Genomic DNA, 19,072 nt, shown 5'->3' on the forward strand with positions numbered 1-19,072 from the left:
CGGCACCGCGCGCACCAGCAGCGCCACGGGAACCACACGTAAAATGTCATCAGCAGTCAACTCGCAGAGGAATAAAGGGCCGCTTACGGCTGACGGCAATTCTGCTTGACCGACAGCTCTGGCGCCGGCTCGTACTTCACCTGCTGCAAGCCATCAGCGCCCTGGAAGATGAAGTACTTGATCCGGCAGTCCTTGAACATCGGCGAATAACCCTCAGCCCGGAAGCCTTGGCCGTCGACCTGCTTGGTCACAGTGTTGTTGCGGCTGACCACCGCGAGCACCTGGGCATAACCCTGGCCCATCTTCACCCCCGGCTCGCCGGTGACCGTCATCGACGAGGCGCAACCGCCCAACCCTGCCGCCGCCAATACCAGCGCGACGCCGTACAGTCCATTGCGTAGATCGTTCATTCGCTGCTTCCCTTCAATGATGGATCAGCGGCGGCCATCGCACACTGGAGATTCGCCAACGCGTCCCTGGCATGGCCCGTGGCTCAACGTGAGGTCAATGCCGCTGGCACTGATGCAACGTCCTTGCAACGGATCATCGACAGGGTTTACTGGACATCTTCAGCCTGATCGCCACTGAGCACTACGCGGTCGATCTTGAAGCACGGCGTTTGATTGCGCGCTAAGCGCGGAAGTGGCCACCCAAGACGGCAGCCAAACAGAGGGTTTTGCTCGAGAGGGGGATCAACAGACATTTCGCATCCTTGTGAGTGAAATTTCCTACATGCGTAGATGGGTCATCACAAAGAAGTAAAAGTGCCACGGAGAACCATGGCACTGTGACACATCCGACACAATCAGCCGCAGCCGGCATTCAAGGCATAGAGAGAGGCGCACGGTTCACACGGCGCAATCAGCTCTTGTGTAACTTACTCATCAACTGCGCCTCAGCCTGGGTCAAGCCACACGACTGGGTCAGTTCATCCACGGTAGCGCCCATGCCCACCAGCTTCGCCGCCTGGGCAAATGACAGGCTGGAAGGATCACGCTGCTCGATCTGCGCCAGTTTGTCCGGCAACGGCGCGAGGATGGCGCGCAGTTCATGCACCTCGTCCCCGACCTTCACCGCACTCTGCTGGAAGTGATCGACCCGCTTGACCAACTCCAGCACCCGTCGATCACGCACCGCATCGCGCTCGGCCTGCTGCATCGCCAATTCGCGCTGCTGGCGTATATAGCGCAGCAGAAAACCCAAGGTCCCGGCCCACAACAGGGCCAGGACAATCACCGCGACCTCAAGGAACAATCAGATGCTCTCCAGTTCCGACCATTCTTCTTCGCTCATCATTTTGTCCAGCTCAACCAGAATCAACAGTTCGTTGTTCTTGTTGCACACGCCCTGGATGAACTTGGCCGATTCCTCGTTGCCCACGTTCGGCGCGGTTTCCACTTCCGATTGGCGCAGGTAGACCACTTCCGCGACGCTGTCGACCATGATCCCGACCACTTGCTTGTCGGCCTCGATGATGACGATACGCGTGTTGTCGCTGACTTCGACCGTGTCCAGGCCAAAACGCTGGCGGGTGTCGATCACCGTCACCACGTTGCCGCGCAGGTTGATGATGCCCAGCACATAGCTTGGCGCACCGGGAACCGGAGCGATCTCGGTGTAGCGCAGCACTTCCTGCACGCGCATCACGTTAATACCGTAGGTTTCGTTGTCCAGTTTGAAGGTAACCCATTGCAGGATCGGATCATCCAAACCTTGTGCGGACGCTGACTTGTTCATATCTCTGACCCCTTCAAATGCCGATGTAGGCGGCGTGTGTACTTCTTTTGGCCGCACGCTCGCGCGGCCCTTATTGTCCAATCAACTGCGTTTGTTCACCGGCATCGCCTTAACGGCACCGCTGGCGATCAACTCGGCCAGTTCGGCAACGTCCAGCAACGCGCACATGTGTTCGATCACGGTGCCTGCCAGCCAGGGCCGCTGGCCCCGATGGCTGCGCCATTTGATTTCATTCGGGTCCAGGCGCAGCGAGCGGCTGACTTGATGCACCGCCAGCCCCCATTCGTAGCCCTGCACCGAGATCACGTATTGCAAGCCTTGGCGGAAGTCATCGCGGTAGCGGTCGGGCATCACCCAGCGCGCGGTGTCCAGCACCTTGAGGTTACCGGCCTGGCTCGGCAGGATGCCCAGGAACCACTCCGGCTGCCCGAACAACGGCGTCAGTTCCTGGCCCTCCAACGAGTAGATCGAGCCCAGGCACACCAACGGCACCGCCAGGGTCAACCCGGCGACGTCGAACAGCAGACATTCAAATGGCTCGGCCGCCCAGGCCGGCCGATCATCGCCACTCACCGGCGGTGGCGTGATGCTCGGTGGCAGGTGCACTTCCACGACCGGCTCGACCACCGCAGGTACGACGGGAGCGACCACCGGGACGCTGACCGGGACGACGAGTGCATCGCGGGCCTGCTCTTCCAATACAGCCAACTGGAACTCATCCAGGCTGCTCGAGGACGGCACTTCGACCGCCGGCTCCAGCACCAGGATAGGCTCCTGTAATTCTTCTGCGGTCGCGTCCTGCAGCAAGGCATCCAGGTAGGATTCCAGTGCCAGTTGCGGCCGGGTCTTGACCTTGAGTTCGACGGGACGGTTCATCATCAGGCCACCTGCGCCACAAGCTGCTGGGACAGCAGGTGCTTGAGCAACGCCCGGTACGCCAGCACGCCCCGGCTTTTGCCGTCGAACTGCGACGGCGTGAGCCCGGCACGGCTGGCATCACGCAGGCGGGTGTCCACCGGGATGTAGCCGTTCCAGATGGTCTCCGGGTAGGCATCGCGCAGGACGCGCAAGGTGCCCAGGGACGCCTGGGTGCGGCGGTCGAACAGGGTGGGCACGATGCTGTAGGGCAACGCCTGTTTGCGCGAACGGTTGATCATCGCCAGGGTACTGACCATGCGCTCCAGGCCCTTGACCGCCAGGTGCTCGGTCTGCACCGGGATCACCAGTTGCTGGCTGGCCGCCAAAGCGTTGACCATCAGCACGCCGAGCAACGGCGGGCTGTCGATGATGGCGTAGTCGAAGTCCTGCCACAGTTGCGCCAGGGTCTTGGCGATCACCAGGCCCAGGCCGCTCTGCCCCGGCGACTGGCGCTCCAGGGTGGCCAGCGCGGTACTCGACGGCAGCAGGGAAATGCTTTCGTTACTGGTGGGCAGCAGCAATTGCCCGGGCAGGTCGGCCGGTACGTTGCCTTTGTGCAGGAACAGGTCGTAGTTGCTGTGCTCCAGCGCATCCGGGTCGTAGCCGAAATAGCTGGTCATCGAGCCGTGGGGGTCGAGGTCGACCACGACCACACGCTTGCCCGCCTCGGCCAGCAAGCCGGCTAAAGCGATGGAGGTGGTGGTCTTGCCGACTCCACCTTTTTGATTGGCAACTGCCCAGACTCTCATTCGGATGGTTCCTCCCGGTGGGCACACGCGCGACCGAGACATTGCATAAGGTTATTGAGCCGGCGACGGAGAATTGACGGCACTCTGCTGAACCGGCGGCTTTGCAGGGGCCGGTGCAGTTTGTGTGCCAGCGCGCTTCAAGGCCGCATCCGGTGTTGCATTGGCGGTACCGGTGCCGGTCAGGCTACGGCGCACCTCCAGGTTTCGGGACACCACCAGCACCACCCGACGATTGCGTGCGCGGCCTTCGAGCGTGGCGTTATTGGCCACCGGCTGGAACTCGCCATACCCCACCGACGCCAGGCGCCCAGGGTTCACGCCCTGCATCGCGAGCATGCGCACGATGCTCGCGGCACGGGCCGATGACAGCTCCCAGTTGGTCGGGTACTGCGCAGTACTGATCGGCACATTGTCGGTAAAGCCTTCAACGTGGATCGGGTTTTCAAACGGTTTGAGGATCGCCGCCACCTTGTCGATGATGGTGAACGCCTGGTCGCTGGGCAATGCATCGGCACTGGCGAACAGCAGGCTGGAATTGAGCTCGATCTCCACCCACAACTCATTGCCGCGCACGGTCATCTGGTTGGAGCTGATCAGGTCGCCAAACGCGGCACTGATGTCATCGGCGATGCTTTTCAGCGGATCACTGGTGCCGCCCACACCGGCAGCGGTTTCGTCGCTGTCATTGACCAGCGGCTTGGCCGGGGTCACGGTCTTGGGCCGCTCTTCGCCAATCGGGATCGGCTTGAGCGAACGGTCGGCGTCGTTGAACACGCCGATCAACGCCTGGGAAATGACTTTGTACTTGCCTTCGTTGATCGACGAGATGGAGTACATCACCACGAAAAAGGCGAACAGCAAGGTGATGAAGTCCGCATAGGACACCAGCCACCGCTCGTGGTTGACGTGTTCTTCAGGCTCGCGACGGCGACGGCTCACAGGCGATTACCTCCGCAAAACAAATCAACTGTAGGAGCGAGCTTGCTCGCGAAAAACCCGAGAGCAACGCGTTCATCCAGGATGCCCGCGTTATCGTTGACGATTTTCGCGAGCAAGCTCGCTCCTACAGGGTTCATGACCATCAATCCATGAAGCCCTGGAGCTTCAATTCGATGGAGCGCGGGTTCTCGCCCTCGGCAATCGACAGGATGCCTTCGAGCAGCATCTCGCGATAGCGCGACTGGCGCATGGCAATCGACTTGAGCTTGCTGGCCACCGGCAACAGCACCAGGTTGGCACTGGCCACCCCGTAGATGGTGGCAACGAACGCCACGGCAATGCCGCTGCCCAGTTGCGACGGATCGGCCAGGTTGCCCATCACGTGGATCAGGCCCATCACCGCGCCGATGATGCCGATGGTCGGCGCGTAGCCGCCCATGCTTTCAAACACTTTGGCGGCGTTGATGTCGCGGCTTTCCTGGGTGTAGAAATCCACCTCGAGGATGCTGCGGATCGCTTCCGGCTCGGCGCCGTCCACCAGCAATTGCAGGCCTTTGCGCGAATAGCTGTCGGGTTCGGCATCGGCCACGCCTTCGAGGCCCAGCAGGCCTTCCTTGCGCGCGGTGAGGCTCCAGTTGACGACGCGATCGATGCCACCGGCCAGGTCGACACGCGGCGGAAAAATGATCCAGATGAGGATTTGCATCGCGCGCTTGAACGAACTCATCGGTGACTGCAGCAACGCGGCGCCCACCGTGCCGCCAATCACGATCAGCGCCGCCGGGCCGTTGGCCAGGGCGCCCAGGTGACCGCCTTCGAGGTAGTTGCCGCCAATAATGGCGACAAACGCCAGGATGATGCCGATCAGGCTCAATACATCCATCAGAGGCAGGCCTCCACCAGATGCCTGCCGATATCGTCCAGGCTGTAGACGGCGTCGGCCAGGTCAGCCTTGACGATGGCCATGGGCATGCCATAGATCACGCAGCTGGCCTCGTCCTGGGCCCAGATCGCACTGCCGCCCTGCTTGAGCAGGCGCGCGCCTTCACGACCGTCGGCGCCCATGCCGGTGAGCACCACCGCCAGAACTTTGTCGCCGTAGGACTTGGCCGCCGAACCGAAGGTGATGTCCACGCACGGCTTGTAGTTGAGGCGCTCATCACCCGGCAGGATTTTGATCGCGCCACGGCCGTCGACCATCATCTGCTTGCCGCCCGGAGCCAGCAACGCCAGGCCAGGACGCAGGATGTCGCCATCCTCGGCTTCCTTGACGCTGATGCGGCAGAGCTTGTCCAGGCGCTCGGCAAAGGCCTTGGTGAACGCGGCGGGCATGTGCTGGATCAACACGATCGGCGCCGGGAAGTTGGCCGGCAATTGGGTCAACACGCGCTGCAAGGCGACCGGGCCGCCGGTGGAGGTGCCGATGGCGACCAGTTTATAAGCCTTGCGCTTGGGCGCAGGCGAATGGGCAGCCGCCGGTGCGGACGTCCGCACCGGCGGCGCGGCAGGCCGTGCAACCGGCGCAGGCGCCGGGCGGCCAAACGTGGAACCGGCAGGCGCCGCCGGCGCAGCAACCGGTGCCGGCGCAGGGGCTGGCGCGCTGAACAGGCTGCGGCGGTTGCTGCGGGAAATACTGTGGACTTTCTCGCACAGCAGTTGCTTGACCTTCTCGGGGTTGCGCGAGATGTCTTCGAAATTCTTCGGCAGGAAGTCCACCGCCCCCGCATCCAGCGCGTCGAGGGTCACTCGGGCGCCTTCGTGGGTCAGCGAGGAGAACATCAATACCGGGGTCGGGCAGCGTTGCATGATGTGCCGGACTGCCGTGATGCCATCCATCATCGGCATCTCGTAGTCCATGGTGATCACGTCCGGCTTCAACGCAATGGCTTGATCAATCGCCTCTTTGCCGTTGGTGGCCGTGCCGACCACCTGGATGCTTGGATCGGCGGAAAGAATTTCCGAGACGCGGCGGCGGAAGAAACCCGAATCGTCCACCACCAGGACCTTGACTGCCATAAACACTCCGTTAGGTGGGGCGGGCAATACCGCCTATGCCCCACCAGAATCAAATACGCCGAGCGGCGTAACGCTTGAGCATGCTCGGAACATCGAGAATCAGCGCGATCCGACCGTCACCGGTGATGGTCGCACCCGACATGCCCGGGGTTCCCTGCAGCATTTTGCCCAAAGGCTTGATGACCACTTCTTCCTGGCCAACCAGTTGATCGACGACAAAGCCGATACGCTGGGTGCCCACGGAGAGAATCACCACATGGCCTTCGCGCTGCTCTTCATGGGCGGCCGATGCAACCAGCCAGCGCTTGAGGTAGAACAGGGGCAACGCCTTGTCCCGCACGATCACCACTTCCTGGCCGTCGACCACGTTGGTGCGCGACAGGTCGAGGTGGAAGATCTCGTTGACGTTGACCAGCGGGAAGGCGAACGCCTGGTTGCCCAGCATCACCATCAGGGTCGGCATGATCGCCAGGGTCAACGGCACCTTGATGACGATCTTGGAGCCCTGGCCCTTGGTCGAGTAGATGTTGATCGAGCCGTTGAGCTGGCTGATCTTGGTCTTCACCACGTCCATGCCCACGCCACGGCCCGACACGTCGGAAATCTCGGTCTTGGTCGAGAAGCCGGGGGCGAAGATCAGGTTGTAGCACTCGGTGTCGGTCAGGCGGTCGGCGGCGTCCTTGTCCATCACGCCACGCTTGACGGCGATACTGCGCAGGATATTCGGATCCATGCCCTTGCCGTCATCGGTGATCGACAGCAGGATGTGGTCGCCTTCCTGCTCCGCCGCCAGGATCACCTTGCCGCCACGGGACTTGCCTGAGGCTTCGCGTTCTTCCGGGGTTTCGACACCGTGGTCGACAGCGTTGCGCACCAAGTGGACCAGCGGGTCGGCCAGGGCCTCGACAAGGTTCTTGTCGAGGTCGGTTTCTTCACCCACCAGTTCCAGGTTGATCTCTTTCTTCAGCTGGCGCGCGAGGTCGCGAACCAGGCGCGGGAAGCGGCCGAAGACTTTCTTGATCGGCTGCATGCGCGTTTTCATCACCGCGGTCTGCAGGTCGGCGGTGACCACGTCGAGGTTCGACACGGCCTTCTGCATGGCTTCATCGCCACTGCTCAGGCCCAGGCGCACCAGGCGGTTACGCACCAGTACCAGCTCGCCGACCATGTTCATGATGTCGTCCAGCCGTGCGGTATCGACCCGCACGGTGGTTTCGGCTTCACTGGCCGGTTTTTCCGCGACCGGCGCCGTAGCGGCACGCGCTGGAGCCGGGGCAGCAGCCGGCGCAGGCGCAGGCTTGGCGGCGGGCGCGGCGGCTTTGGCGGCAACCGGTGCCGCCGTGGCTGCAGCAGCGGCCGGGGCGACTTCGGTGAACTTGCCCTTGCCGTGCAGATCGTCCAGCAGTGCTTCGAATTCGTGATCGGAGATCAACCCATCATCCGCAGGCTTGGCGCCGGCAGCGGGTGCTGCCGGGGCCGCGGCCGTAGCGGCGACTGCCGGCAAGGCATCGGCCGCGAAGGTGCCCTTGCCATGCAACTGGTCGAGCAACGCTTCGAATTCATCGTCAGTGATGTCGGTGCTGGCAGAAGCGGCAGGCGCCTGCGCAGCACCGGCGGCGGCACCGGCAGGCGCCACGGCGTCGGCGGCGAACTGGCCCTTGCCGTGCAATTGATCGAGCAGGGACTCGAACTCAGCGTCGGTAATGTCCTCGCTGGTCGGCGCGGCAGCCGGGGCAACCGGGGCAACCGCAGCCGGCGCTTCGGCTTCGGCCTTGACGGCACTGAGGGAGCTGAGCAGTTGCTCGAACTCGCTGTCCGTCACATCCGCTTCAGGCTCCGCCACCGGTTCCGGTACGGCTTCGACCACCGGCGCTGCCGAGGTGTCGGCCGGCTCTGCATAGCGCGCCAGGGCGGCCAGCAGTTCCGGAGTGGCTGCGGTGATCGGGGCACGCTCGCGCACTTCGCTGAACATGCCGTTGACCGCATCCAGTGCTTCGAGAATCACGTCCATCAACTCCGAATCAACGTGACGCTCACCCTTGCGCAGGATGTCGAACACGTTCTCGGCGATGTGGCAGCACTCCACCAGCTCATGGAGCTGGAGGAAGCCGGCGCCCCCTTTTACAGTATGAAAACCGCGAAAAATTGCATTGAGCAGGTTCGCATCATCCGGGCGGCTTTCCAGCTCGACCAGTTGTTCGGACAGTTGCTCTAAAATTTCGCCGGCCTCTACAAGGAAATCCTGAAGGATCTCTTCATCGGCGCCGAAGCTCATGTGGGTGCTCCTTAGAAGCCTAAACTGGATAACAGGTCATCTACGTCATCCTGACCTGACACAACGTCTTCACGTTTATCGGCATGAATCTGCGGACCTTCACCCTTGGCGAGATGTTTTTGTGGATCTTTTTCAGAGAGGATCGCTTCGCGGTCATGTTCGATGCCGGCAAAACGGTCGACCTGGCCGGCCATGAGTACCAATTTGAGCAGGTTGCTTTCCACTTCGGTGACCAACTGGGTCACACGCTTGATCACCTGACCGGTCAGGTCCTGGTAATCCTGGGCGAGCAGAATGTCATTGAGGTTGCTGGAAACCGTGCGGTTTTCCTGCTCGCTGCGCGACAAAAACCCTTCGACCCGACGTGCCAGCTCACGAAACTCTTCCGCACCGACTTCACGGCGCATGAAGCGGCCCCAGTCAACGCTCAGGGCGTGGGCTTCCGTGGCCATGCCGTTGACCAGGGGCGTGGCGTTTTCCACCAGGTCCATGGTGCGGTTGGCCGCCGCCTCGGTCAGCCTGACCACATAGGACAGGCGTTCGGTGGCGTCGGTGATCTGCGAAATCTCTTCGGCCTGGGGCATGTGCGGGTCAATCTGGAAATTGACGATCGCGCTGTGCAGCTCGCGTGTGAGCTTGCCCACTTCCTGGTACAGGCCTCGGTCACGGGTCTGGTTGAGCTCATGGATCAACTGCACCGCATCGCCGAACTGGCCTTTTTCAAGGCTGTCGACCAACTGGTGAGCATGCTTTTTCAGGGTCGACTCAAAGTCTCCCTGTGACGTTTCTTTATGCTCCATAGCTCCCCCGCGATGGCATCAGCCGTGGATGCGTTCGAAGATCTTTTCGATCTTCTCTTTCAAGGCCTGTGCAGTGAATGGTTTGACCACGTAACCGTTGACCCCGGCCTGGGCGGCTTCGATGATCTGTTCACGCTTGGCTTCGGCGGTCACCATCAACACGGGAAGGCTGCGCAATTTTTCGTCGGCACGCACGTGGCGCAACAAGTCGATACCGGTCATCCCCGGCATGTTCCAGTCCGTTACCAGAAAGTCGATGCTCCCGCTGTTGAGGATCGGAATCGCCGTAAGGCCGTCATCCGCCTCGACCGTGTTTGTGAACCCAAGGTCACGCAACAGGTTTTTTATGATCCGCCGCATCGTTGAGAAGTCATCAACGATGAGGATTTTCATGTTCTTGTCCAATTCGACCTCCAAGCAGTCTTAAACGCGCCCAGCACCTGGACGCGCCATTTCAATCAACAGGCATTACACAAAAAGGACTGCCGAGGGCACCACGGCCCGAGCCCGCGAAGGCTATCACCTTCGCGGTATCGCTTTGCAATGCTCCCCACACTGCCTGTCAGCGCGCTCGCCACTCTCCCAGACGCCCCCGCAAGCGGGCCGCGCACTGGCTGTGCAACTGGCTGACACGGGATTCGCTGACCCCCAGGACCTCACCGATTTCCTTGAGGTTCAGCTCTTCGTCGTAGTACAGCGCCAACACCAACCGCTCGCGCTCCGGCAAGTTGGCAATGGCGTCCGCCAACGCTCCCTGGAAACGCTCATCTTCCAGGTCACGCGACGGCTCCATATGCGTGCTCGCGCCGTCCTCATGCAGCCCTTCGTGTTCGCCGTCCTGTAACAGGTCGTCGAAACTGAACAGGCGGCTGCCCAAGGTATCGTTCAAAATCCCGTAATAATCGTCGAGACTCAATTGGAGTTCGGCCGCAACTTCGTGATCTTTAGCGTCGCGACCGGTTTTTGCTTCAATTGCACGAATTGCGTCACTGACCATGCGTGTATTGCGGTGCACCGAACGCGGCGCCCAATCGCCTTTGCGCACTTCGTCGAGCATCGCGCCACGGATGCGGATGCCCGCATACGTCTCGAAGCTCGCGCCCTTGCTCGCGTCGTACTTGGTCGACACTTCGAGCAGGCCGATCATGCCCGCCTGGATCAGGTCTTCGACCTGGACGCTGGCGGGCAGGCGTGCCAGCAGGTGATAGGCGATGCGCTTGACCAGTGGCGCATAGCGCTCGATCAACTCGCCCTGGCTGTCACGGGCAGACTTCTTGTAAGCGTTATAGCCGTTCGCTGTCATAGCACCGGTCCTGCACTCGTCTGATGCACCAATCGCTCGACGAAAAACTCCAGATGCCCCCGAGGGTTGGCAGGCAACGGCCAGGTATCGACCTTCTGGGCAATAGCCTTGAACGCCAATGCGCACTTGGAACGAGGGAACGCTTCGTAGACTGCACGCTGCTTTTGCACAGCCTTGCGCACACACTCGTCGTAGGGAACTGCACCGACGTATTGTAAGGCGACATCGAGAAAGCGATCCGTGACCTTGGTCAACTTGGCGAACAGGTTGCGACCTTCCTGCGGGCTCTGGGCCATGTTGGCCAGGACGCGGAAGCGGTTCATGCCGTAGTCACGGTTAAGCAGTTTGATCAGGGCGTAGGCGTCGGTGATCGAGGTGGGTTCATCGCAGACCACCAGCAAGACTTCCTGCGCCGCGCGCACGAAGCTGACCACGGACTCGCCGATCCCGGCGGCGGTGTCGATCACCAGCACGTCGAGGTTGTCGCCGATGTCACTGAATGCCTGGATCAGGCCGGCATGCTGCGCCGGGCTCAGGTGCACCATGCTCTGGGTACCGGAGGCGGCCGGCACGATGCGGATCCCGCCTGGGCCCTGGAGCAGCACGTCGCGCAGCTCACAGCGCCCCTCGATCACATCGGCCAGGGTGTGTTTGGGCGTCAGTCCCAGCAGAACGTCGACGTTCGCCAGCCCCAGGTCAGCATCCAGCAGCATGACGCGACGGCCAAGCTCTGCCAGGGCCAGGGACAAATTCACTGACACGTTAGTTTTTCCGACGCCACCTTTGCCGCCGGTCACCGCGATCACCTGTACGGGATGCATGCTGCCCATTTTATTTCTTTACCTTGTCTTGCTTAGACGCAGGCTACATGGCTTGGCCGCGTGAATCGCTTGCAGACCATCGATGTAGGTACATTTCACGGTGTTCATCGCGCCTCAACCCACCCGCTTTGCCGGGTTGTGGTAAAGGTCGGCGAACATATCGGCCATCGCTTCCTCGCTAGGCTCTTCTTGCATTTGCACGCTGACAGCGCGGCTGACCAGTTGATGACGGCGCGGCAGATGCAAATCATCCGGGATCCGCGGGCCGTCGGTCAGGTAGGCAACCGGTAGTTCATGGCTGATAGCCAGGCTCAACACTTCGCCCAGGCTGGCGGTTTCATCCAGTTTAGTCAGGATGCAGCCGGCCAGACCGCAACGCTTGTAGCTATGGTACGCAGCGGTAAGAACCTGTTTCTGGCTGGTGGTTGCAAGCACCAGGTAATTTTTCGACTTGATACCACGCCCGGCCAGGCTTTCCAGTTGCAGGCGCAACGCCGGATCGCTGGCCTGCAGGCCGGCGGTGTCGATCAGCACCACGCGCTTGCGCAGCAACGGATCGAGCGCGTTGGCCAGGGATTGGCCCGGGTCGACGTGGGTGACCGGCACATTGAGGATACGGCCCAGGGTCTTGAGCTGTTCCTGGGCGCCGATGCGGTAGCTGTCCATGCTCACCAGCGCGATGCTGTTCGCGCCGTACTTGAGCACATAGCGCGCCGCCAGCTTGGCCAGGGTGGTGGTCTTGCCCATGCCGGCAGGGCCGACCATGGCGATCACACCGCCCTCTTCCAGGGGTTCGATTTCCGGGGTGGCGATCATCCGCGCCAGGTGGGCCAGCAACATGCGCCAGGCCTGGCGAGGCTCTTCGATTTCGGTGGTCAGGGCCAACAGGTCGCGGGACAACGGGCCGGACAGGCCGATGCGTTGCAGGCGGCGCCACAGGTTGGCCTGGTGCGGTTTGCTGCCTTGCAGTTGGGTCCAGGCCAGTGAACCCAGTTGCACTTCCAGCAATTCGCGCAGGCCGTTGAGTTCAAAACGCATCGAGTCGAAGACGCGCTGGTCGACTGCGGCGGCCGGGGCTGGCGCGGCAGGACGTGGCGGTTCGATGAACGTTGGCTCAACCAGCGGCTCGGCGGCGGTCAGCGGCAGGCCGGCGAACAACTGGCGATTGGTGGTGGCATCGCTGTCGCCACGCATGCTCAGCTCAGCCTGGGCCGAGACGATGCGCGAAGCGGTCTTGCGCAGCTCGTCTTCGAGTTCCATGTTCGGCACACGCGGCGCCAATGCCGAGGGGGTGTAGTCCAGGGCAGCCGTCAGCTCGACACCGCCGGCAATACGACGATTACCGATAATCGCGGCATCGGCGCCCAGCTCATCGCGGACCAGTTTCATGGCCTGACGCATATCGGCGGCGAAAAAACGCTTAACTTGCATAACCCACTACCCTCAGCCGTTGGGCCCTACTGTCGCAACGATAGTCACTTGCTTGTTGTCAGGAATTTCCTGATAAGCCAAAACGTGCAAATTCGGTACTGCCAGACGTCCAAACCGCGACAGCATCGCCCGGACCGGACCCGCCACCAGCAGAATCACCGGTTGGCCCTGCATTTCCTGGCGCTGTGCGGCGTCGATCAACGAACGCTGCAGTTTCTCAGCCATGCTTGGCTCCAGCAGAACGCCCTCTTCCTGGCCTTGTCCTGCCTTCTGAATACTATTGAGCAATATCTGTTCCAACCTTGGTTCCAAGGTGATCACAGGCAGCTCGGAGTCAAGCCCTACAATGCTTTGCACGATTGCGCGGGACAATCCGACACGCACCGCCGCCACCAGCGCGGCGGTATCTTGACTCTTGGCGGCATTGTTGGCGATAGCCTCGGCAATGCTGCGAATGTCGCGTACCGGCACCTGTTCGGCCAGCAGCGCCTGCAGCACCTTGAGCAGTTGCGACAACGACAGCACGCCCGGCACCAGCTCTTCTGCCAGTTTTGGCGAGGCCTTGCCCAGCAAGCCCATCAATTGCTGGACTTCTTCGTGGCCGATCAGCTCGTGGGAGTGCTTGTACAGGATCTGGTTGAGGTGGGTTGCGACCACGGTGCTGGCGTCCACCACGGTGTAGCCCAGGGACTGCGCCTGGCTGCGCTGGCTGATTTCGATCCACACCGCCTCCAGGCCAAAAGCCGGATCTTTGGCGGTAATGCCGTTGAGGCTGCCGAATACCTGGCCGGGGTTGATTGCCAGCTCGCGGTCCGGGTAGATCTCGGCTTCGGCCAGGATCACGCCCATCAGGGTCAGGCGGTAGGCACTGGGGGCCAGGTCGAGGTTGTCGCGGATATGCACGGTGGGCATCAGGAAGCCCAGGTCCTGGGACAGCTTCTTGCGCACGCCCTTGATCCGCGCGAGCAACTGGCCGCCCTGGTTGCGGTCCACCAGCGGAATCAGGCGGTAGCCGACTTCCAGGCCAATCATGTCGATCGGGGTCACGTCGTCCCAGCCCAACTCCTTGGTTTCCTGGGCGCGGGCCGGGGATGGCAGCAGTTCCTGCTGGCGCGCAACTTCTTGCAGGGCCTGGACCTTGACCGCATTCTGCTTTTTCCAGAACAGGTAGGCAGCGCCGCCGGCCAGGGCCGCCATGCTCAGGAACGACACATGGGGCATGCCCGGCACGATCCCCATGATCGCCATGATGCCGGCCGCCACAGCCAAGGCCTTGGGCGAGGCAAACATCTGGCGGCTGATCTGCTTGCCCATGTCTTCGGAGCCCGAAGCACGGGTCACCATGATGGCGGCAGCTGTAGATAACAACAGTGATGGCAATTGCGCCACTAAACCGTCACCGATGGTCAGCAGGGCGTACACCTTGCCCGCATCGCCGAAGGTCATGCCGTGCTGGAAGATCCCGACCGCCATGCCGCCGATCAGGTTGATGAACAGGATCAGCAGGCCGGCGATGGCGTCACCGCGCACGAATTTACTGGCACCGTCCATGGAACCGTAGAACTCGGCTTCCTGGGCGACTTCCAAGCGGCGGGTCTTGGCCTGGTTCTGGTCAATCAGGCCGGCGTTGAGGTCGGCGTCGATAGCCATCTGCTTGCCGGGCATGGCGTCGAGGGTAAAGCGTGCGCTCACCTCGGAAATCCGCCCGGCGCCCTTGGTCACCACCACGAAGTTGATGATCATGAGGATCGCGAACACCACGATACCGACCACGTAGTTACCGCCGATCACCACCTCACCGAAGGCCTGGATCACCTTACCGGCAGCGGCGTGGCCATCCTGGCCGTGGAGCATGACCACACGGGTGGACGCCACGTTCAGCGCCAGGCGCAACAGGGTTGCCACCAGCAGGATCGTCGGGAACACCGCGAAATCCAGCGGCCGCAAGGCGTAGACGCACACCAGCAGGACGACGACGGACAGGGCGATGTTGAAGGTGAAGAACACGTCCAGCAGGAACGGCGGCATCGGCAACATCATCATTGCCAGCATGACCAGCAACAACAACGGCACACCCAGATTGCCCCGCGAGAGGTCAGTCAGGGTGCCACGGGCCGTGCTGAACATTTGAGAGCGATCCACCACCGGTATTCCTCGTTTCCTTAAAGCAAACTTTTGACGCCGGGAGGCGTCCTGGAGGCGGTATTGCAAGAAGCCTTCCAACTTTGCTTTTGAGGAGGTGGATCGCTACAGGCGCCCGAGCTCTATCGGATGTAAACACTCCAACTGCGGGAGGGACAAGCCCCCTCCCGCAGTCGGTTCTGTGCACATCCATTGCCGACAGCGAAACTAGCGCTCGCGGGCTAGCTCACAGTTTTAACTTCAGTTGCCTGCAGCCCCTTGGGGCCGTTGGCAAGCACGTATTCGACCTTTTGGTTTTCATCCAGGCTTTTGAAACCGCCGGAAACGATCCCCGAGTAATGCACAAATACATCTTCAGAACCATCGTCCGGCTTGATGAAACCAAACCCCTTTTCTGCGTTGAACCACTTTACGATGCCGGTTGCCATTAACCTTCTCCACCCTGCTTGTTTTAAGACCTGAGCCTAATCAAACGCGCTGGAAATAAGATTGACTACTGTCAAAGTTGACAGGTAGACGGCAGTTAGTGACGAGTGGTAGGAGGTCAGGAATCGCGACGCAACTCCGGCGGAATCGGCAGGTCCTTGAGCGGATCCGGGCGTTTCCCCTTGCCCGCGCGGTATTGGCGAATCTGATAGACATACGCCAACACCTGGGCCACGGCCAGGTACAACCCCGCCGGGATTTCCTGGTCGAGGTCGGTGGAGTAGAAGATCGACCGCGCCAGCTCCGGCGATTCCAGCAGCAGGATGTCGTGGGCCACGGCGATTTCACGGATTTTCAGTGCGGTAAAGTCGCTGCCCTTGGCCAGCAGCATCGGCGCGCCGCCCTTCTCCGGGTCGTACTTGAGGGCCACGGCGTAGTGGGTCGGGTTGGTGATGACCACGTCGGCGTCGGGCACCGAGGCCATCATCTTGCGTTGGGACATTTCCCGCTGCAGCTGGCGGATGCGTTGCTTGACCTCGGGGCGGCCTTCCTGATCCTTGTGCTCGTCGCGCACTTCCTGCTTGGTCATCAGCAGTTTCTTGTGGCTTTCCCACAACTGGATCGGCGCATCCACCGCCGCGATGATGATCAGCCCGGCGGCCATCCACAGCGCACTCCAGCCCACCACCTGCACACTGTGGATGATCGCCGACTCCAGGGGTTCATGGGCGATGCGCAGCAGGTCGTCGATGTCGGACGACAACACCATCAGTGCCACGAACAGAATCAGGATGAACTTGGCCAGGGCCTTGAGCAGCTCCACCAGGGCCTTGGCGGAGAACATGCGCTTGAGACCGGCCGCAGGGTTCATGCGGCTGAACTTGGGTGCCATGCTGCCGGCGGCGAACAGCCAGCCGCCGAGGGCGACCGGGCCGATCAGTGCGGCCAGCAGCAGGGTGATCAGGATCGGCTGCACCGCCAATATCGCGATCTTGCCCGAGTGCAGCAGGTATTGACCCATGGAGCCAGGGTTGAGCAGCACATCGCGGGGCAAGGTGAAGTTGTGCTTCATCAGCTCCATCAAGTCCAGCGCCAGGCCGCCACCATAGATCAGCAAGGCACCGGATCCGGCCATCATGGTCGCAACGGTGTTGAGCTCCTTGGAACGGGCAATCTCGCCCTTTTCCCTGGAGTCCTTTTTACGCTTCTCCGTGGGGTCTTCTGTCTTGTCCTGACCACTCTCGCTCTCGGCCATGGCTCAGCGCGCCCGTGCCAGATCACGTAGGAACTGCAAGGCGTCGGTCGCCAGCGGTTGATACTGATTGAGAATGTCGGCCAGGCCGACCCAGAAAATCCCCATGCCCAGCACCAGGGTCAAGGGGAAACCAATGGAGAAAATGTTCAGCTGTGGCGCCGCGCGGGTCATGACGCCAAACGCGATGTTGACCACCAGCAAGGCCGTGATCGCCGGCAGTACCAGCAACAGCGAGGCACCGAGCACCCAACTGAGACGCCCCACCAGCTCCCAGAAGTGATTGACCACCAGCCCGGAGCCTACCGGCAAGGTGGTGAAGCTTTCGGTCAACACCTCGAACACCACCAGGTGGCCGTTCATGGCCAGGAACAACAAGGTCACCAGCATGGTCAGGAACTGCCCGATCACCGCCGCCGATACGCCGTTGGTGGGGTCGACCATGGACGCGAAGCCCATGCCCATCTGGATCGAGATGATCTGCCCGGCGATCACGAACGCCTGGAAGAACAGTTGCAGCGAAAAGCCCAGCAGCGAGCCGATCAGGATCTGCTCGGCAATCAGCATCAAGGCACTGAGGTCGAGTGCGTTGACCGGGGGCATCGGCGGCAGGCCAGGCACGAGCACCACGGTGATCGCCACGGCGAAATACAGGCGGATGCGGCGCGGCACCAGGGTAGTACCGAACACCGGCATGCTCATCAGCACCGCCGTCACCCGGAACAACGGCAGGATGAACGAGGCCACCCACGTGCTGATCTGGGTGTCGGTCAATGCCAGCAAGGACTGCATCGGGTCAGCCGATCAACTGCGGAATACTGCCGTACAGCTGCAGGATGTATTCCATGAAGGTTTGCACCAGCCACGGGCCGGCGACAATCAGGGTGATCAGCATCACCAGCAGGCGCGGCAGGAAACTCAAGGTCTGTTCGTTGATCTGGGTCGCGGCCTGGAACATCGCCACCAGCAGGCCCACCAACAGGCTCGGCACCACCAGCACGGCAACCATCACGGTGGTCAGCCACAGTGCTTCACGGAACAGGTCGACGGCGACTTCTGGGGTCATGCTGCTTCACCTAACAAATCACACCCCTCCGAAACTGCCGGCCAACGTGCCGATAATCAGCGCCCAGCCGTCCACCAGCACAAACAGCATGATCTTGAACGGCAATGAAATAATCAGCGGCGACAGCATCATCATCCCCATGGCCATCAGCACGCTCGCCACCACCAGGTCGATGATCAGGAACGGGATAAAGATCATGAAGCCGATCTGGAATGCGGTCTTCAGTTCCGAGGTGACGAACGCCGGCACCAGGATGGTCAGCGGCGCCTGGTCCGGGGTCGCGATGTCGGTACGCTTGGACAGGCGCATGAACAGCTCAAGGTCGCTGGAGCGGGTCTGCGACAGCATGAAATCCTTGATCGGCCCTTGCGCCCGGTCAATCGCAACCTGGGCCGTGATGGTCTCGGCCAGGTACGGCTGCAGGGCTTGCTGGTTCACCTTGTCGAACACCGGCGCCATGATGAACAGCGTCAAGAACAATGCCATGCCGGTGAGGATCTGGTTCGACGGCGTCTGCTGCAGGCCCAGGGCCTGACGCAGGATCGAGAACACGATGATGATCCGCGTGAAGCTGGTCATCAGCATGACAAACGCCGGGATAAAGCTCAGCGCAGTCATGATCAGCAGGATCTGCAGGCTGACCGAATACTCCTGGGCCCCCGCGGCGTTGGTACCCAGCGTAATCGCCGGGATCGACAACGGGTCGGCGGCCAGCGCCAATGGCGCGGCCAGCAACAGCATGAGCGTCAATAAAACGCGCATTACTTCTTATCCTTCTGATCCTTGCCCAGCAATTCCATCAGGCGCTGGGCGAATTCTGGCGTGGCGGGCTGGGATTGGGTGGTGGGCACCGGGGTCTTGAGCACATGCAGCGGCGTGATTCGGCCGGGGGTAATGCCCAGCAGGATCTGTTCCTCGCCCACTTGCACCAGCACCAGCCGGTCACGCGGGCCGAGGGCGCGCGAGCCGATCATTTCGATGACCTGGGCATTGCCCGGGCCGATGCTCTGCACACGACGCATCAGCCAGGCCAACACGAAGATCAAGCCGACCACCAGCAACAGGCCCAGCACCAGCTGCGTCAGTTGCCCGCCAACGCTGCCGCCGACGGGCGCAGCGGCAACTTGGGCCGCCGGCTCCGCCGCCCACGCCACCAATGGCAGCGCGGCGAACAGTCCCACCATCAGCCGTTTCATA

Annotated in this window: 21 protein-coding genes; all 21 read right to left on the bottom strand. The window is 61.6% G+C overall.

The genetic code is table 11. The annotated features are described in order from the left end of the window. Positions 1 to 83: 83 nt before the first annotated feature. Positions 84 to 410, bottom strand: coding sequence for a hypothetical protein (locus F6S08_RS22155; RefSeq protein ID WP_074847403.1), 327 nt, complete (start codon positions 408 to 410; stop codon positions 84 to 86). A 451-nt stretch (positions 411 to 861) separates the two neighbouring features. Continuing rightward, positions 862 to 1,254, bottom strand: coding sequence for a DUF2802 domain-containing protein (locus F6S08_RS22160; RefSeq protein WP_065924146.1), 393 nt, complete (start codon positions 1,252 to 1,254; stop codon positions 862 to 864). Beyond that, positions 1,255 to 1,737: a chemotaxis protein CheW gene (locus tag F6S08_RS22165; protein WP_005790025.1), complete on the bottom strand. Its 483-nt coding sequence runs from the start codon at positions 1,735 to 1,737 to the stop codon at positions 1,255 to 1,257. It lies immediately after the preceding gene. Positions 1,738 to 1,818: 81 nt separating this feature from the next. Further along, positions 1,819 to 2,613 carry a CheW domain-containing protein gene (locus tag F6S08_RS22170; protein ID WP_027603875.1) on the bottom strand — a complete coding sequence of 265 codons (795 nt, stop codon included), beginning with the start codon at positions 2,611 to 2,613 and terminating at the stop codon, positions 1,819 to 1,821. Positions 2,614 to 2,615: 2 nt separating this feature from the next. After that, complete coding sequence (locus tag F6S08_RS22175; protein ID WP_065924144.1) at positions 2,616 to 3,404, bottom strand: ParA family protein; 789 nt, start codon at positions 3,402 to 3,404, stop codon at positions 2,616 to 2,618. A gap of 51 nt (positions 3,405 to 3,455) precedes the next feature. Further along, positions 3,456 to 4,343, bottom strand: a complete 888-nt coding sequence (gene motD / locus F6S08_RS22180; RefSeq protein ID WP_065924143.1) for a flagellar motor protein MotD — start codon at positions 4,341 to 4,343, stop codon at positions 3,456 to 3,458. A 142-nt stretch (positions 4,344 to 4,485) separates the two neighbouring features. Next, on the bottom strand, positions 4,486 to 5,226 hold the full coding sequence (locus tag F6S08_RS22185) for a flagellar motor protein (protein ID WP_027603872.1): 741 nt from the start codon (positions 5,224 to 5,226) through the stop codon (positions 4,486 to 4,488). Further along, a complete protein-coding gene (locus tag F6S08_RS22190; protein ID WP_074847404.1) occupies positions 5,226 to 6,359 on the bottom strand; it encodes a chemotaxis response regulator protein-glutamate methylesterase in 1,134 nt (377 codons plus the stop codon). The genes F6S08_RS22185 and F6S08_RS22190 overlap by 1 nt, the downstream gene beginning before the upstream one ends. 49 nt (positions 6,360 to 6,408) lie before the next feature. Then, entirely contained in the window at positions 6,409 to 8,634 is a 2,226-nt protein-coding gene (locus F6S08_RS22195) for a chemotaxis protein CheA (protein ID WP_137212127.1), read from the bottom strand. 11 nt (positions 8,635 to 8,645) lie between these two features. Beyond that, positions 8,646 to 9,434, bottom strand: coding sequence for a protein phosphatase CheZ (locus tag F6S08_RS22200; protein WP_065924973.1), 789 nt, complete (start codon positions 9,432 to 9,434; stop codon positions 8,646 to 8,648). Positions 9,435 to 9,452: 18 nt separating this feature from the next. Then, the gene (locus tag F6S08_RS22205) at positions 9,453 to 9,827 is read right to left on the bottom strand and encodes a chemotaxis response regulator CheY (protein WP_160385018.1); all 375 of its coding nucleotides are present in this window, start codon (positions 9,825 to 9,827) and stop codon (positions 9,453 to 9,455) included. Positions 9,828 to 9,996: 169 nt separating this feature from the next. Further along, positions 9,997 to 10,737, bottom strand: coding sequence for an RNA polymerase sigma factor FliA (fliA, locus tag F6S08_RS22210; RefSeq protein WP_065924972.1), 741 nt, complete (start codon positions 10,735 to 10,737; stop codon positions 9,997 to 9,999). Further along, positions 10,734 to 11,567 (bottom strand): flagellar synthesis regulator FleN, encoded by an 834-nt coding sequence (gene fleN, locus F6S08_RS22215; protein WP_003192912.1) that lies wholly within the window; start codon positions 11,565 to 11,567, stop codon positions 10,734 to 10,736. The genes fliA and fleN overlap by 4 nt, the downstream gene beginning before the upstream one ends. A 105-nt stretch (positions 11,568 to 11,672) precedes the next feature. Next, on the bottom strand, positions 11,673 to 12,989 hold the full coding sequence (flhF, locus tag F6S08_RS22220; protein ID WP_065924971.1) for a flagellar biosynthesis protein FlhF: 1,317 nt from the start codon (positions 12,987 to 12,989) through the stop codon (positions 11,673 to 11,675). A 12-nt stretch (positions 12,990 to 13,001) separates the two neighbouring features. Beyond that, on the bottom strand, positions 13,002 to 15,116 hold the full coding sequence (gene flhA, locus F6S08_RS22225; protein ID WP_370737638.1) for a flagellar biosynthesis protein FlhA: 2,115 nt from the start codon (positions 15,114 to 15,116) through the stop codon (positions 13,002 to 13,004). 236 nt (positions 15,117 to 15,352) lie between these two features. Then, positions 15,353 to 15,559: a cold-shock protein gene (locus F6S08_RS22230; RefSeq protein ID WP_027603866.1), complete on the bottom strand. Its 207-nt coding sequence runs from the start codon at positions 15,557 to 15,559 to the stop codon at positions 15,353 to 15,355. A 116-nt stretch (positions 15,560 to 15,675) separates the two neighbouring features. After that, the gene (gene flhB / locus F6S08_RS22235) at positions 15,676 to 16,812 is read right to left on the bottom strand and encodes a flagellar biosynthesis protein FlhB (RefSeq protein WP_065946824.1); all 1,137 of its coding nucleotides are present in this window, start codon (positions 16,810 to 16,812) and stop codon (positions 15,676 to 15,678) included. Positions 16,813 to 16,815: 3 nt separating this feature from the next. Then, positions 16,816 to 17,601 carry a flagellar biosynthetic protein FliR gene (fliR, locus tag F6S08_RS22240; RefSeq protein ID WP_027603864.1) on the bottom strand — a complete coding sequence of 262 codons (786 nt, stop codon included), beginning with the start codon at positions 17,599 to 17,601 and terminating at the stop codon, positions 16,816 to 16,818. Between the two features lie 4 nt (positions 17,602 to 17,605). Beyond that, on the bottom strand, positions 17,606 to 17,875 hold the full coding sequence (fliQ, locus tag F6S08_RS22245; protein WP_027603863.1) for a flagellar biosynthesis protein FliQ: 270 nt from the start codon (positions 17,873 to 17,875) through the stop codon (positions 17,606 to 17,608). Between the two features lie 18 nt (positions 17,876 to 17,893). Beyond that, positions 17,894 to 18,637: a flagellar type III secretion system pore protein FliP gene (gene fliP, locus F6S08_RS22250; protein WP_065924965.1), complete on the bottom strand. Its 744-nt coding sequence runs from the start codon at positions 18,635 to 18,637 to the stop codon at positions 17,894 to 17,896. Beyond that, complete coding sequence (fliO, locus tag F6S08_RS22255; protein ID WP_065924964.1) at positions 18,637 to 19,071, bottom strand: flagellar biosynthetic protein FliO; 435 nt, start codon at positions 19,069 to 19,071, stop codon at positions 18,637 to 18,639. Before fliO ends, fliP begins: the two co-directional genes overlap by 1 nt. Position 19,072: the final 1 nt, after the last annotated feature.

It is taken from the genome of Pseudomonas sp. JV449 (assembly GCF_032424295.1).
GTDB lineage: Bacteria > Pseudomonadota > Gammaproteobacteria > Pseudomonadales > Pseudomonadaceae > Aquipseudomonas > Aquipseudomonas marginalis.

Bases quoted from the DNA above. Each gene is read 5' to 3' on its own strand.
- fliA (WP_065924972.1), bottom strand. From the start codon at position 10,737: ATGACAGCGAACGGCTATAACGCTTACAAGAAGTCTGCCCGTGACAGC.
- fleN (WP_003192912.1), bottom strand. From the start codon at position 11,567: ATGGGCAGCATGCATCCCGTACAGGTGATCGCGGTGACCGGCGGCAAA.
- fliQ (WP_027603863.1), bottom strand. From the start codon at position 17,875: ATGACCCCAGAAGTCGCCGTCGACCTGTTCCGTGAAGCACTGTGGCTG.
- F6S08_RS22190 (WP_074847404.1), bottom strand. From the start codon at position 6,359: ATGGCAGTCAAGGTCCTGGTGGTGGACGATTCGGGTTTCTTCCGCCGC.
- F6S08_RS22195 (WP_137212127.1), bottom strand. From the start codon at position 8,634: ATGAGCTTCGGCGCCGATGAAGAGATCCTTCAGGATTTCCTTGTAGAG.
- F6S08_RS22230 (WP_027603866.1), bottom strand. From the start codon at position 15,559: ATGGCAACCGGCATCGTAAAGTGGTTCAACGCAGAAAAGGGGTTTGGT.
- F6S08_RS22155 (WP_074847403.1), bottom strand. From the start codon at position 410: ATGAACGATCTACGCAATGGACTGTACGGCGTCGCGCTGGTATTGGCG.
- F6S08_RS22170 (WP_027603875.1), bottom strand. From the start codon at position 2,613: ATGAACCGTCCCGTCGAACTCAAGGTCAAGACCCGGCCGCAACTGGCA.
- F6S08_RS22165 (WP_005790025.1), bottom strand. From the start codon at position 1,737: ATGAACAAGTCAGCGTCCGCACAAGGTTTGGATGATCCGATCCTGCAA.
- fliO (WP_065924964.1), bottom strand. From the start codon at position 19,071: ATGAAACGGCTGATGGTGGGACTGTTCGCCGCGCTGCCATTGGTGGCG.
- flhA (WP_370737638.1), bottom strand. From the start codon at position 15,116: ATGTTCAGCACGGCCCGTGGCACCCTGACTGACCTCTCGCGGGGCAAT.
- flhB (WP_065946824.1), bottom strand. From the start codon at position 16,812: ATGGCCGAGAGCGAGAGTGGTCAGGACAAGACAGAAGACCCCACGGAG.
- fliP (WP_065924965.1), bottom strand. From the start codon at position 18,637: ATGCGCGTTTTATTGACGCTCATGCTGTTGCTGGCCGCGCCATTGGCG.
- F6S08_RS22185 (WP_027603872.1), bottom strand. From the start codon at position 5,226: ATGGATGTATTGAGCCTGATCGGCATCATCCTGGCGTTTGTCGCCATT.
- F6S08_RS22175 (WP_065924144.1), bottom strand. From the start codon at position 3,404: ATGAGAGTCTGGGCAGTTGCCAATCAAAAAGGTGGAGTCGGCAAGACC.
- F6S08_RS22205 (WP_160385018.1), bottom strand. From the start codon at position 9,827: ATGAAAATCCTCATCGTTGATGACTTCTCAACGATGCGGCGGATCATA.
- fliR (WP_027603864.1), bottom strand. From the start codon at position 17,601: ATGCAGTCCTTGCTGGCATTGACCGACACCCAGATCAGCACGTGGGTG.
- F6S08_RS22200 (WP_065924973.1), bottom strand. From the start codon at position 9,434: ATGGAGCATAAAGAAACGTCACAGGGAGACTTTGAGTCGACCCTGAAA.
- flhF (WP_065924971.1), bottom strand. From the start codon at position 12,989: ATGCAAGTTAAGCGTTTTTTCGCCGCCGATATGCGTCAGGCCATGAAA.